Annotated in this window: 16 protein-coding genes and 1 tRNA gene; 6 read left to right on the forward strand and 11 right to left on the reverse strand. The window is 63.7% G+C overall.

Annotated features, from left to right (window positions below; translation table 11 throughout):
* From ABEL04_RS12315 to ABEL04_RS12325, 3 genes are all read left to right on the forward strand, one after another.
* The coding region (locus tag ABEL04_RS12315) for a hypothetical protein (protein WP_375802692.1) at positions 1–187 on the forward strand (187 nt) is incomplete at its 5' end.
* Between the two features lie 500 nt (positions 188–687).
* The gene (locus tag ABEL04_RS12320; RefSeq protein ID WP_375802693.1) at positions 688–2064 is read left to right on the forward strand and encodes an arylsulfotransferase family protein; all 1377 of its coding nucleotides are present in this window, start codon (positions 688–690) and stop codon (positions 2062–2064) included.
* A 284-nt stretch (positions 2065–2348) separates the two neighbouring features.
* Entirely contained in the window at positions 2349–2558 is a 210-nt protein-coding gene (locus tag ABEL04_RS12325) for a cold-shock protein (protein ID WP_375802694.1), read from the forward strand.
* Positions 2559–2661: 103 nt separating this feature from the next.
* Here the strand turns inward: ABEL04_RS12325 and ABEL04_RS12330 are convergent, their stop codons facing one another.
* The 9 genes from ABEL04_RS12330 to ABEL04_RS12370 all read right to left on the reverse strand — a co-directional run bounded on the left by ABEL04_RS12330 (position 2662) and on the right by ABEL04_RS12370 (position 8206).
* The gene (locus tag ABEL04_RS12330; RefSeq protein WP_375802695.1) at positions 2662–3096 is read right to left on the reverse strand and encodes a hypothetical protein; all 435 of its coding nucleotides are present in this window, start codon (positions 3094–3096) and stop codon (positions 2662–2664) included.
* A 147-nt stretch (positions 3097–3243) separates the two neighbouring features.
* The gene (locus ABEL04_RS12335) at positions 3244–4122 is read right to left on the reverse strand and encodes a hypothetical protein (protein ID WP_375802696.1); all 879 of its coding nucleotides are present in this window, start codon (positions 4120–4122) and stop codon (positions 3244–3246) included.
* Between the two features lie 217 nt (positions 4123–4339).
* Positions 4340–4609: a hypothetical protein gene (locus tag ABEL04_RS12340; protein ID WP_375802697.1), complete on the reverse strand. Its 270-nt coding sequence runs from the start codon at positions 4607–4609 to the stop codon at positions 4340–4342.
* A 154-nt stretch (positions 4610–4763) separates the two neighbouring features.
* Positions 4764–4964: a hypothetical protein gene (locus ABEL04_RS12345; protein WP_375802698.1), complete on the reverse strand. Its 201-nt coding sequence runs from the start codon at positions 4962–4964 to the stop codon at positions 4764–4766.
* A 193-nt stretch (positions 4965–5157) separates the two neighbouring features.
* The gene (locus ABEL04_RS12350) at positions 5158–5508 is read right to left on the reverse strand and encodes a hypothetical protein (RefSeq protein ID WP_375802699.1); all 351 of its coding nucleotides are present in this window, start codon (positions 5506–5508) and stop codon (positions 5158–5160) included.
* Positions 5509–5679: 171 nt separating this feature from the next.
* Entirely contained in the window at positions 5680–6225 is a 546-nt protein-coding gene (locus ABEL04_RS12355; RefSeq protein ID WP_375802700.1) for a hypothetical protein, read from the reverse strand.
* Between the two features lie 270 nt (positions 6226–6495).
* The gene (locus ABEL04_RS12360; RefSeq protein WP_375802701.1) at positions 6496–6894 is read right to left on the reverse strand and encodes a hypothetical protein; all 399 of its coding nucleotides are present in this window, start codon (positions 6892–6894) and stop codon (positions 6496–6498) included.
* Between the two features lie 200 nt (positions 6895–7094).
* On the reverse strand, positions 7095–7364 hold the full coding sequence (locus tag ABEL04_RS12365; RefSeq protein WP_375802702.1) for a hypothetical protein: 270 nt from the start codon (positions 7362–7364) through the stop codon (positions 7095–7097).
* 131 nt (positions 7365–7495) lie between these two features.
* Positions 7496–8206 carry a M23 family metallopeptidase gene (locus ABEL04_RS12370; protein ID WP_375802703.1) on the reverse strand — a complete coding sequence of 237 codons (711 nt, stop codon included), beginning with the start codon at positions 8204–8206 and terminating at the stop codon, positions 7496–7498.
* Positions 8207–8664: 458 nt separating this feature from the next.
* Here ABEL04_RS12370 and ABEL04_RS12375 point away from each other — a divergent pair, with 458 nt between their 5' ends.
* Complete coding sequence (locus ABEL04_RS12375; RefSeq protein ID WP_375802704.1) at positions 8665–9945, forward strand: Y-family DNA polymerase; 1281 nt, start codon at positions 8665–8667, stop codon at positions 9943–9945.
* A 51-nt stretch (positions 9946–9996) separates the two neighbouring features.
* Entirely contained in the window at positions 9997–11181 is a 1185-nt protein-coding gene (locus ABEL04_RS12380; RefSeq protein WP_375802705.1) for a glycosyltransferase, read from the forward strand.
* Positions 11182–11366: 185 nt separating this feature from the next.
* Here the strand turns inward: ABEL04_RS12380 and ABEL04_RS12385 are convergent.
* Together ABEL04_RS12385 and ABEL04_RS12390 are read right to left on the reverse strand one after the other, a co-directional pair.
* Positions 11367–11440: transfer RNA gene (locus ABEL04_RS12385), tRNA-Met, on the reverse strand.
* A gap of 123 nt (positions 11441–11563) precedes the next feature.
* Positions 11564–11788: a hypothetical protein gene (locus ABEL04_RS12390; RefSeq protein ID WP_375802706.1), complete on the reverse strand. Its 225-nt coding sequence runs from the start codon at positions 11786–11788 to the stop codon at positions 11564–11566.
* A 192-nt stretch (positions 11789–11980) separates the two neighbouring features.
* Here ABEL04_RS12390 and holB point away from each other — a divergent pair, with 192 nt between their 5' ends.
* Positions 11981–13168, forward strand: a complete 1188-nt coding sequence (gene holB / locus ABEL04_RS12395) for a DNA polymerase III subunit delta' (RefSeq protein ID WP_375802707.1) — start codon at positions 11981–11983, stop codon at positions 13166–13168.
* Positions 13169–13293 lie beyond the last annotated feature (125 nt).

Genomic DNA, 13293 nt, shown 5'->3' on the forward strand with positions numbered 1-13293 from the left:
AACACAACCGTCCGTCGGTCTCCGTGACGTTGCTTTTCGTTCTTTCTCCCAAACGCTGCATCTCAAGACCATGGTTCTCGGTATTATCAGCCTCCTCGGTATCGTCGGAGGCATCGTCCTCGTGCTGCTTCTCGGCTTTGGCCTGATGTTTTTCCTCCGGGCCCTCCTCTTTCCGCCCAACGAGTAGTCCTCTGCGCCGGGCGAGGGTCCTACGCGGCTTCCAGAACGGAGGATTACAACGATGGCTGCGCCCCTGAAGGCGGGCAGCGCTTCGAGAGCGATCCGGGGGACGGACAAGGGCTGAGGCGTGGTGGCCAACGTACCGAACGCTTCCCAGTGAGCCCTGCGTACAATGACTACTGGTGCCGGAGACGCGCAGAAGCCGTCCTGCGCGGAGAGCAACGCGACTGAGTCGTTTCCGGGCGTGAAGATCTTTCAGGGATTGGGCGATTTGTCAACCGGTCTCCGGAGAAGTTGACGGTCCAGGCGAATTCTCCTCCCCCGCCTCAAGAGTGATCTCGACGGTCTGAGTCTTCATTTGACTCCGGCGGGCGACACTTTTACGATGTCGTAAACACCGCTGCACGGCCCTGCAGGCGGCACCGGCGACGGCCGCTCGGGCCTCCGCCAGTTGGTCGACTCCAGCCCTCGCGTTGCCCCCCACGTCCCCCTGGCGTGGTCCTCGAAATGGCCCGTCTTCCGTCTTTCGCCAAGGTCTGGTTTGCGCTGTCTATTGCCGTTCTCTCGTTTCTGTACGGCGCCGCGGTTGGGGGGTGGAAGTGGTTTCCGTACGCGTTCCTGAAGCAGGCAGTGCAGCAGGGCAAGACCCTGTATCGGGCTTGGTCGCCGGCGCCGTACCAGGCCCAGTTCATGGGCCCTCGGGTGTACGATCGGAAGGGGGCCCGCCGTCCGAGGCCGGAACGCATGCGTCCAGGGATGACGCTGGTCGCGAGCTACTGGAACTGGGATGGTGCCGGCAGATCCGGTCCGGGGGTCAAGTTGATCGACCGGCAGGGCCGAACCGTGCACGAATGGCGAGTAGACAGGACCGAGCTTTTTCCCGACTCCGTCGACCTGCACAGCAACCCGCGAAAATCCGCGCTTCACGGATCGTACCTGTTCCCGGACGGAAATCTGCTCGTCAACCTGGATTACATTGGCACAGCCCGGCTCGACGCCTGCGGAGATGTGTTGTGGACGCTGGCAGAGAAAACCCACCACTCGATCGCGCGGGCCAGTGACGGCTCGTTCTGGATTCCCGGAGTGAGCCCGACGCGCCGCACGCGGAGCGCCCGCTATCCCGATGGCTATCCGGGAATAGAACAACCCGTGTGGATAGACCAAATTCTCCACGTCGCTCAGGATGGGGAGGTGCTCGACCGCATCAATGTGCTTGACATCCTCTACGCGAATGATCTGGAACGGCATCTCATTGAAGGCCTGGGGCCCTACCCCCACGAAATCCCCACGGATCCCACCCATCTGAACGATGTAGAGCCCCTCGATCCCTCTGTGGCGGACGAGTACCCGCTCTTCGAGGCCGGTGACCTGCTCGTTTCGCTCCGGCACCCCAGCCTCGTGTTTGTATTCGATCCGGCGTCCGGAACCGTGAAGTGGCACGGGTCTCACCCGTTCATCCACCAGCACGATCCTGACTTCATCGGGCAAGGATGGATCGGTGTGTTCGACAACAACAATGATCCCACCAGACGAGGAACCATGCTCGGGGGAAGTCGAGTCGTGACTGTCCAGCCCCACACAGATTCGGTGAGGGTGCGATTTCCGACCCGCCACTCGGCGCCTTTCTATACCGCCACGGCGGGCAGTTGGCAGCTGCTGGCGGGCGGGACCCTGCTTCTCACCGAGTCGAGGGCCGGTCGGGTTGTGGAGGTGGCGCCGAGTGGCCGAACCGTATGGGAGTGGGTACGGGCGCCCTACGACCCCGATGAATCGCAGGTCCCTTTCATCACTGAGGGAACGCGCCACGACCTGACGCGGGCAGAGGTTGCGTCCTGGCCCTGCTCTCCAGACGACTCAACCAACGTCCCGGGCCGAAATGGGTGACTGCCGCCGCGGGGGCGTTCGGTCTTCCTGAATGCGCCCGGTGCCGGCCCTCCAACAAGAGTTACCGGGGGGACCGGCCGCTCGGCGGTCGACCCACCCTCGAACGGAGCCGCCGAACGGGAAATGCGTGAAGAAGAGACGAGGCCTGTCAACAACGGGAACTGTGACTATACCGGGGTGTGGGAAAAAGCATCACAAAGTCGCGTCACCGTCGTTGCGTCGAGAACACCGCTCGTTTGCGCTGCAATGAAGGGTGGGGCACACACAAGACAAGACCGTACACCATGCAACAAGGAACAGTTAAATGGTTCGATGGCGAGAAGGGATTCGGCTTCATCGAACCCGAGGACGGAGGCGAAGATGTATTCCTCCACCACAGCAACATTACCGGCTCGACGAGGGGCGACGACCTGCGAGAAGGCCAGCAGATGGCGTTCGAGACTGAGCGAACCGAGAAGGGGCTCAGCGCGCTCAACGCCTCTCCCGTGGGGTAGATACGGGGCGACCCTCAACTTGATGAAACAGAGACCCGTCCCGTCTGGGGCGGGTTTTTCTGTTGCCCTGTGCAATCGCGAACTGGACAGACGGGCGAGGGGATTACCACGTGAGGATAAGGCGGCCAAATCCGCCGTCGAACCGCCGAGTTTTTTCTTTCTCCGAATGGTCCGCCGGAAAATCGTCGTCCGCGTCGATGTCGTAACTGACGCCGGCGACTATCCGGCCCTGAGGGAACCGGTACCCAAGATGGACGACGAGCGCATAGTCGCTGGGCCCGAAGCCCCAGTACTGCTTCGTCCAGGGGGCGAATACGAATCCCTGTCCCACCCTACTGGGGTCGTCGTCCGCGCTGTAGTGGCGCTGGAACGCGGCGTACTCCAGACCGACAAGCGGCCCGGTCTCTGGTTCGTAGAACAGGCGCCCCCGAAGTCCCCGCTGCCCCTCCTCATAGTCAATCTGCTGTGGAAGGAGAGACTCAGCGTAGTTGCGTCCGGTCTGCCGGTCGCTGTAAGTACCAACGAAGCCTCGTATCATGCCCCAGAATGGATCCCAGCGTCCCCGGAGAAAACCTCCGAATCGCTGGAACCGCTGGTGCGCCGTGTAGCGGCTAGAAACGGCGTCTCCCTTCCCCACGCGGCGCAGCCTGCTTGCGTCGCGCTTGTAGAAGAGGCCTCCAGCAAACTAGGCGTAGCGGTACTCCAGCAGCGCCCCCAGAAAATGAATCCGCCTGTGGTCCCGATACCGATACGCGGGCTGCCTCTGGGACTCGTAGGTTGCCCGGCTCATCGGCTGAACGCCCCCGGCGACCTCGCCCCGAAGTGGAAGGTGGGCGGGGGACGCATAGGAAAACGAGATGAGGTAGGGATGACGGGCGTAGTCCCGGATGACAGTCCGGTCATCCGGGCCAATGCCGAGCTGCTGATCGATGAGGTCGCTGTACAGGTTTTGAAACGTGAGGGCAACCTCGGCACGACCGAGACGGCGGCTCGAATACCGATAGAGGGCCGTCAGATCCAGGTCCCGCTTGTACTCTGAGAAGGTATGCCGGACGCCAAGGGTATGATGGGCCGCCGGCGACCACGCGTACTCCATCTCCAAGAAGGCCCTTGACGCCCGCCCATCCTGCCGGAGAACGGCATCGAAGGAAACCGTGCGGGAAGTGTCCATGAGGGCCTGACCCTGAATCCGGGAGACAAACGCCAGAAGGTCGCGACGGACGCTTCCGGTCCGGACGAGCAGGCTGTTTTCGGCCCGGCGTTGTCGGATAAACGCTTCGGAGGGGAAGCGCTGCGTGAGCATTTCGTGGGCGTAGTCGCGGGGGGTTTCCGGAGTGATGTGGCGAAAAAGCCCCCGATCGTAGAGGCGCCCCCCGATGTTGTGCCTCCGGTCCAGAACAAAGAGCCGGCGGCGGTCGGCCCACCCGGCCAGAGTGGTGCGGACCTCGAAGGAATCTCGAGGGGGACGTCGGAGCGAATCCGTGGGCTTTTGGGCGGCCGCCGGAGAAAGAGAAACCAGAGCAAATACGAGCGTGGCCGCAGCGATCCGAGAGGCTGTATGCAAGACACTGGTCACTGGTGGTCGCGTGCCATCTACAGGACGCTCCTTTTCGGACCCTCCGCTGACCAGCACGCCGACCCGGGGCGTGCTCGAACCCGCTCGACCGCTCTCCCTCGACCCCGAAGGTCGGCCCCGGGAGAGAGCCGCGCAACGTGGGGGACTAATCGTGGCGGGCAGCGGGGCGACACGGGAAGGTGCCGAGCGTCCTCGCGGTTGGAGCTTATGATTTGCTCGCATCGGACGCCTCCCGCAGTGCCCCGGCACACGCCTCGAGCCGGGCAGCAACACGAGCGGACTGTGCCGCCAGGGAGGGGAGCTCCTCGTCGCCGAGGTCGAGCGCCGGGTCGAGCTCCTCGTCGCGGAGCCGCCGGTCTAGCACCGTGAGTTCGGCGTAGCAGTCCTCGAGCACGTCCATCGCCGCCTGGACCGTCTCCGAAAACCCGGCCTCGGGGACGTCGTCACCGGCACGAAGATCATCAAAATCGGGCATGGGCTGTGAAAGGGTCGATCTGTGTTTGCGCCCAGATGGCATTGCGTGAGTCGGGGCCGCTCCCGGAGCGACCGCTCGGGAAGAGGTGTTCGCAAGTTACGAAACGTCGCAGGAAAGTCAAAGAGCCTCCGCGGACGGGCCCTGCATCATCGAGTCAGGAAGAGGAGCGGTAGCGGTATATCAAGCCCGAGAGGATGAGGGCCATCACGGTCCAGCCAAACTTGCCCGGGCCGAGGACCGTGGCGCCGACGACGAAGACCGACAGGGCAACCAGCGCGAGAAGGATGCGGGTCCGGAAGCGGGTCGTGGTTCCTCCACGGCCCTGGTTATTCGATGCGTCCCGTCGTAGAGCCATCGTCCGCGCGACAGATGATCGAGGGGAGGATGGGTTCGGGGACCGAGGCCGTCGAAGGAGGGGGACATCGGGGCCTGCTGAAACCGCGAGTGAAGCGCGAGCCTCCGCAACGGCGTTCAACGAGGAGCACCGACGGGGGCTGCGGGGACAAGAATCTGGCCCACAGGCGCTCACGAGTCGTATTCCCCGGAAATTATGAGGCCTTTCGGGCAGTGAACCGCGACCGATCTCCTTGGTGGAACTTGATCATTCCTTCGGCCTCCTCGCCGGTTCCGGGCTCCAACCAGCCCCCGCCGGTCACCGGATCCATCTCATCGCGTCCTTCCCAGGTAAACCGGAATCGGGGCCCGGAACCGCACTCTTCGATGTATCCGTCGATGGAGCCAGATACGAATCCGAACTGGAAGGATCCGGTGCCCCGTTCTTGGATCCGAATGTAGGCCTGGACCTGCCTGTTGAAGTAGTCCTCGTCCCACATTTCCATGTCGGTGATGTGCCAGGTTCCTGCTACGCCGGCGTGGTCGGGATCGTCGATCTCAGTCATTGGCGGAGAAGGGTCGGTCGTGGAGGGCGATGACGGGAGCGGAAACATCAGACCCAGGTTCAGCGGGCGTCCCCAGGCGGGGGGCGCGCAGTCCGAGGGCTGGCAGGTTGTAGGTCAGGCCAGAGGGCTTGGGAGGCCGTCCATCTGTGGACTCGAGCGAGCGCACATCTTCTATCGGTCGGAGCTGCTCCCCGTCCGGCGGACCATGACCTCTTCGCCGGTTTCGGTGTCCCGATAGACGTCAGTGCCGCCTTCGCTGCGAAGAAATTCCAAGTGATCGCTCGACGCGTCGGTCTTCTTGGTTCCAAAGCGCTCGGAGAGCGACCCGTCGTAGGACCAGTCGTCCGGGGTCATGAGCGTCTGATTGTCCGACCCAGCCAGGCGGCAGGCCACTACCCGTTCCGTCTCGGCCCCTGGGGCAGGGACCTTCCCGAGCGTTGCCCACTTGCAGGCGGCCGACAGGCCCTCCTGTTGGTCCGCGATCACGAAGTCGACGGCCTCTCCGTCGGCCCGGTGGGTTAGCCCCCTCGCGGTAAGGATCGAGGCGAACTGCTGGGCGTCCCTCGGGTCCATGAAGCTGACGCAGACCAGCTGCCCGTCCGCGCAGAGGGTCGTGCTCGGACAGTCTGCAACGAAGGCGTCCCAGCCGCCCTCGTATCTTTCGACGATCGGACGGGCGCGGACAATGACGGATATTCCTTCCACGAGGACGGCCATGGTTGAGACGATTGGAACAGCCAGAGCGGAGGAAGAGAGAGGCCTCGGCAAACCCGATGCAGTGGGGGACGACGCCGATGGGTCTCTGCTCTCTGATCTGTTAGATGCTACCGGACTCCGTCCAGAGAGATTCCGGCCTGCATGCGCAAAATGACGGCAGGGAGAGACGCTGGTTTCGTTGCTTGCATGGCCCCAACTCTCAGGGCCCCACTGCCTACGGCTGATGGTGCTCGGGGCGCCCTGTGCCCGGCGCCTTCAACGGCCCCATCATCACGGCAACTCGACCACGAGGCTCCTCGTTTCACTCGCTCGTCGCTCACCGTCTGTAGTCACCGCTTCCCACCAGGACACGATCACCTCTTCCTCATTATCGCCCAGAGGAATCTCCTGAAGAGGCACAACCTTCTCTTCTCCGGGCGGTATTCCATCTCGGTCGACAGAGGGGGGGACCAGGAGGAGGCGCGCACGGATGCGACGCCCAAACTGTCGAGTCCAGATGGTGTCCTGTCGCTGATTGTCGATACGAAGCCGGTCCTGATCGATGGTGGCAAGGACGTTGTTCGACTCCGTCCACTGGATGTCTTCTTGAGCATTGCAGCCCCAGAGAAAAGCTCCGAGGGCGAGCGCGAGGGCGGGGAATGCCGAGCCGATGGCCGGTAACGAGTTCATAGGAGGAGGCCGTTTTGTTCAAGCTCTCGTCTCTTTTCTAACACAGAGCCCCTCCAGTCATGACCAGTCTGAATTGGGAGAGCGTCCCTGATTTCGCCGAGGCCGGCGTCTGTCCGCACGACGGCGGCACGTGCTCCACTTCCCGTGCCCCTCCTCCACTCGGGTCGGATTGAGCAGGCCCACAAGTGGGATCGCTGCGTTTACATGGGATACCCGTCGAAGTCCGAAAGTTCGTTTTCGATCCGGTAGAGCTTGTCGCGGATGTTGACGAGTAGCTGGAGGGTGCGGGCGACGAAAAGTGCCCCGAATGCCCCAGCGAAGAGCGCAAGAATTGGGGGCTTTCCCAGTTCCGCCTCAAGCGAGGAGGGAAGCATGGCCGCCACGGTCCGTCCGGCACCGGGGAGCACCAGGAGGATTCCGAGGATCAGGAGAAGGCCCGACAGCACATATAGCAACCGATACAGGTACATGGATGTAGATCGTGCCTGCGAGTGGAACGGGCTCTCTGGTCTACCATGCGTCGGACACGAAGGGGCCTCGCGGAGGCCGTGAGTAGAATCTGAGAGCCCCGGCTTCTAATTTGGCCCGTGCGTCGGACTCCTTACTCGCCAGCCTCGGCCTCTCCGGTGCTGTGCCGCTCTTCTGCGTAGAGGTCCACCTGGATTTGGAGGGGCGTGCCGGTCGTGGATCCGAGGAGAGACGCGTCTCCCTTCCACGCCCCGACGTGAACGTGCGGGTTCCGGGAGTTGGCGTTGTTGCCGACCTTGGCGACGACCTGTCCCGGCTCGACCGTCTGGCCTTCCTCGACCTCTATTTCCCGAACGTGGGCGTAGGCGACGGTGAGACTGTCCTCCTGGTCCTCGAAGAGAATGATGCCGGGCTGTGCCTCCCGAATCATCGTCCCCGGAACGTTCGTGGTATCCGGCTCCACGACCCGAGCAACGGTGCCCCTAAGCGGGGCCAGCACGTCGCTGCGCCAGCCGTACCAATCCTCGTTTTGTTCACCCCCGGACCCAGGTCGGTAGGTCCGGGGAATCCCGTCGTCTCCGACTTTTTGTACCGTGAAGTCTCGGGCCAGCTGGTCGCCTAGTCGGAGCTGAGACCGGTAGGTGTGCTCCCGGGTGGTTAGGGAATACGTCTGTTTAGCGACCTTGATCGGCGGGTGGATGAGCACAGCCTGGGTCAGGGTGTCGTCTTCGAGATCCAACCCCCTCTGCGCCTTCGCCTGGCCGACCGCCAGGAGGGCCCCGGCAAACGCGATTGCGGTGCAGAGCAAGAGGTCGTTTCCAAGTGTATTCAAGGACACGCGCATCCGACGGAACGACTGAATTAGCGGTTTACAGTGACCCGCCCGAAAAACGGGCTTATAGAATCAAATGGCCTTGGCCTTGTTCGGACGCCAGGGTTCGTCCATAGAGGGGCCAAAATCCCTGTGGAGGGAGGCTGCGGAGGGAGAAAAGATATGTTTGAAATATGTGTGCTGGTTTGTATTATGGGTGTGCGTCGCGATTGACCAGCGTACCGATCGGCCGACCCACCTATGTCTCACGCTTTCCGGTTGACCTCCCCCGAATCGTCGAGCCATGGCCCGGTCGTGACGGTCGTTCGGAGGGCCCGCAGGGGCGTCGAGCGGCCCCGCCCGCTGTTTCAGCCAAGGGCGCCTGTCGGGGGCCCTCGTCCGCAGATGCCCACCTGGAGGCTTCTCCCGACCTCAGCCAGGAACTGATCGGCAAGTCTGCACCTCTGCGAAGCTGTAAGACAGCAACACTCATGAACCCTGTGTACGCTCTGATCGACTGTGAGAACTTCTATGTTAGCTGTGAGCGCGTCTTCGACCCTTCCCTCCGGAAAATGCCACTGGCCGTGCTCTCCAACAATGACGGGTGTATCATCGCCCGTTCGGAGCGGCTCAAGGAGGAGGGAGTGCCGATGGGGGCTCCTCTGTTCAAATGGGACGAGGAACTCGAGGAGATGGGAGCGGAGGTCTTGTCCTCCAACTACACGCTCTACGGGGACATGTCCCGCCGGGTCCACTCGATTCTCGGGGAGGAGGCCCTTCAGCTGGAGCGGTACTCGATCGATGAGGCGTTTCTTACGCTCCCAGCCCTGAAGCGAGAAAACCTCCAGCGCCTGGCCGATCGGATCCGGCGGAAGATCCTCAGGCAGGTCGGCGTGCCCATCCGGGTAGGCATCGGCCCGACGAAGACGTTGGCCAAGATCGCCGACGAGAACGCCAAGGCTCGAAAAAGGGTGGGCTGGGGGCAGGGCACCTACGTCTGCCCGCCGGAGCCGGAACTCGAAGAACTGCTGGAACGCGTTCCGGTCGGGGACATCTGGGGCATCGGCAGCGCCTACGAGGAGACGCTCCACGAGAAGGGCGTCGCCAGCGCCGCGGAGTTTCGGGCCCTGCCGGACCCGTGGATCCGAACGGAGATGACGGTGGTGGGCCTGCGGACGGCGTGGGAGCTGAGGGGCCGATCGTGCCTGGATCTGGAGCTTGTGCGCCCGGACCGGAAGACGCTGGTACGATCCAGGTCGTTCGGCGAACGGGTCCACTCCAAAGAAAATCTCCGGGAGGCCCTGGCAAAACACAGCCAGCGCGCGGCGGAGAAGCTTCGGGAAGAGGACCTGGTGGCGCGGGGCCTGGAGGTGTTCATCACGACGAAGCGGTTCGGCGATGGGCCCTACTATTCGAACGGCGTGGCGGGCGCTCTGGGGGCACATACGGCCCGAGGAGCGCCCTTCGTCGCGGCCTCTCGCCGGCTCCTCGAACCAATCTATCGGGGCGGCTACGGGTACAAGAAAGCGGGCGTGTGTCTGTACGACATCCGGCCCTCACGGCCCCATCAGGAAAGTCTCTTCGGGCGGGACCGCAAGGAGGATGAGGATTTGACGGCGGCCGTCGACCGGGTCAACCAAGCCTATGGAAAGGGAACGATCGGCCTTGCGGCCACCGGCCTCCCCTCCGAGCGGGCGTGGACGATGAGCCGACAGAAGCGCTCCCCGAGGTACACGACGCGGTGGGACGAGCTTCCCGTTGCGAGAGCATAGACGATTGGTTTCTCGCTCGCTCTAATTTTCGGCAGCTGAAGTGAATGCGCGATGGGCACGGCTCTCCACCTTGCGCTTCTCGTCCCGGTCGCGATTGCGCTCTTGAGTTCAGGGGCCACCTACTGGCAGGGGTGGGCGTACTTCTCGGAGGAGGGGACCCCGCACGATGCCGAGACCGAAGCAGTATCGATCATCGTGCCCCTCAGAGGGAAGCCTCACGGAATTGCGGACCTCCTAGATCGGCTCTTGGAGCAGGACGGCGTCGGCCCTGTCGAGGCCATCGTGGCCGTCGAGGAGGGTGCGGATCCCGCCACGGATCAGGTGCGAGCGCTCGCTAAGAGTCGTGATCGGCTTCGGGTCGTCGTAGCCGAGGAACAGGGGGTTTCGGGGACGGGGAAGATTGCGAACCTCATCGCGGGGGTGTCGGAGGCGAGGTACGACCGCCTCGTGTTCGTCGACGCCGACGTGCAGGTGGCGCCGGGGGCCGTCCGACGCCTCCTCGCTCCTCTGTCGGATCCGTCGGTGGGCCTTGTCTTTGCGGCGCAGGTGGGTGCAGACAGTCCCAATCTCCCCGCCGCGTTCAACCACGTGTTCGTGAACGACTCGGCCTTCCTGCACGGCGCTGCGGCCTACCGGGGCGAGCTTCCTGGGGCGGTGGGGGCCTTCATGGCCACCCGGCGCGACGTCCTGGAGGCCGTCGGGGGACTCTCCAGGTTCGCTGATCAGATCGTCATGGACATCCCGCTGGGCCAGGCCGTCCAGGGGGCAGGCTTCGACCTTCATCTTCTGAGGCGCCCGGTGCGCGTCGGCGGCGGCCCCGAAACGTGGCGCACCGTGCTGCGCCGGCACCACCGGTGGATGGTGACCATTCGGACCTATCTGCCGCGGTTTCCCGCCTTCGTTGCCGGCGCATCGCTGCCTGAAACGTGGTCGCTGGCCTTTCTGGCCACGGCTGGGGCCCTAGGAGCCCATGTTCCGCTCGGACTGGTTGGGCTCGGGGTGGTCCTTGCCTGGAAGGTTGGGAGCCTTGCGTTCGCGAACGCGCGCCTTGTTCGCGATGAGGGCCTCTGGCCCCGACTCTGGGTCGCGCTCGTGGCGGAGCTTCTGTGGCTTGGGGTATTCCTGTGGAGCCTCTCAACCAACCGTGTCTACTGGGCAGGCCGCCAGTTTGAGGTGGCACCGGACGGCACCAAGAAGCTTCTCGAGTCCTCTTCGCCCCAGGCGACGGAACGGTGAGGAGGGCCCCGCTGGTACACGGCGTCCCTCCAATGAGCCCCTCACGGTCGGTTCCCGTCGCGCTTTCGAGAGTTGGGCGGTTCGGGCGTTTGGCGGGAGATGGAGTGGCCTCCGGAAACGGCTTGGCCACGAAAAACCCGCCCTGAGCGGCGCTCAAGGCGGGCCTAGGGACAGCAGGACATCGGTAGCGTGGGGGGGATTTGAACCCCCGACCTCCGGGTTATGAATCCGACGCTCTAACCAACTGAGCTACCACGCCAGGTATGGAACTCGCACATTTGTATATGATCGGGCGTGCGCCCGGTGTTTCTCGGGTGGGGTGAAGAAGCAGTGGATGGGAGCACGCAGGTCGGCAGGGCACAAACCCCCGGGCCTAGCCCCCTCAGTTCAGATGGTCGACGTGGCGGAGGGTCGCCGGATCCATGAGACGGTTAATTTCGTAGCGCAGGACATCGCGCAGGTGCCAACCGTTGGGCAGCTCTCCCGCCGTCACCTCAACGAAGAGCGTGATTCGGCCTCGGGTTGCCCGTAGAGCATGCTTGTCCGTGGGGGAGCCGTCTGGACGGTACGACTGAAAGGTAAAACCACGGTGGGTGGAAGCACTCATGAGCCAGGAGAGGAAAAGGCCGTCAAAACAGCGACGTTCCGTTTCACGGGGCGACCGCGGCTGTGTTCAGCCCAGCGCCCCCCGTTGGATTCCTCGGGTATTGGGGTATTGGGATCACCGCCCGTGAACTGCACATTCCATCGGAGACAGAAGAAACGGTTCATCATACTTTGTGCGGATTTAGCCTCGTAGATGGCTTGGCGTTCCATTCTAAACCAGGATCGAGTCGTCGAGACGCTGCGCAGGGCTATGCAGCAGGATCGTGTCGCGCACGCCTATCTCCTGCACGGGCCTGATGGCGTGGGCAAGCGCGCAGTGGCCTACGAGATGGCCCGGGCGCTGCAATGTCCCGAGCAGACCGACGAAGCCTGCGACGACTGCCCGGTCTGCCGCAAGACGCGACGCATGGTCCATCCCGACGTGCACGTCCACCTCCCGCACCCGTGGAGTGACGAGGCGGACCGGGACGAGGAGGACATGGGCAAGCGAATTCGGCGGCTCGGCGAAAACCCGTACGCCGCCATCGACTACGTGCGGCGGCCGTCCCTCTCTGACCCTTCGGAGACCTCCAACCAGCAGGTCTACTACCGGATCGATCAGGTGCGGCAGGACGTGATCCAGCCCATGAGCCTGGCCCGGGGCGAGGGGCGGTACAAGGTGAACCTCCTGATCGACGCGGAGAAGATGCGGGAGGAGGCCGCGAACGCCTTCTTGAAGCTGCTGGAGGAGCCGCCCCCGCGAACGATCTTCCTGCTCACCACGAACCGGCCCGAGCAACTGCTTCCCACGATTCTGTCTCGGTGTCAGCGCCTGCGCTTCGACCCGCTCCGGCCGGAGACGATCGAGCAGGCCCTGGTGAACCGGGAAGGCATGGAGCCGGGCGCGGCGTCGATGCTTGCCCGCATGGCGGACGGCTCCTACAGCCACGCGCTTGAGCTCACCGAGAACCAGGACCTGACGACCAGTCGTGAGCTGGTGCTCGACTATTTCCGAGCGGCGTACGCGCAGAAGGTGGATCCCCTCAATCGCTGCGTCCAAGAGCTCCAGAAGCAGGGCCGTGAGCGTGTGAAAAGTGTCCTGCAGCTCATGCTCCGCTGGGTGCGGGATCTCATCCTGTATCGCACGATGGGGGAGGAGGCCCCGCTGGTAAACGTGGACCAGGCCGAGGCCGTGGCACGCTTCTGTGAGAATCTTTCCGACGCCGACCTGGAGCGCATGGTCGGCCTCGTGGAAGAAGCCATGGAGCTGACGGAGCGGAACGTTCGGGTCCCGCTCATCCTCATGTCCCTTGCGCAGCGTCTGGCCCAGGCCATGCGGGGCCAAAACGCACGATCGCTCTACGTGCCGCTCTCAGACGCAGAACTCCAGGCTGCCCCCTGAGAACCTGTTTGGCGAGACGCTCTGCGGCCCCCCCGGGGAGTACTCGGTCGCCGCGCTCCCGGCGCTGCGACTGCGTGGATCTCGCGCAAAATGGCTTCTGCACTCGCCCGGTAGTTCCCCTACAG

Source organism: Salinibacter sp. (genome assembly GCF_042218895.1).
GTDB lineage: Bacteria > Bacteroidota > Rhodothermia > Rhodothermales > Salinibacteraceae > Salinibacter.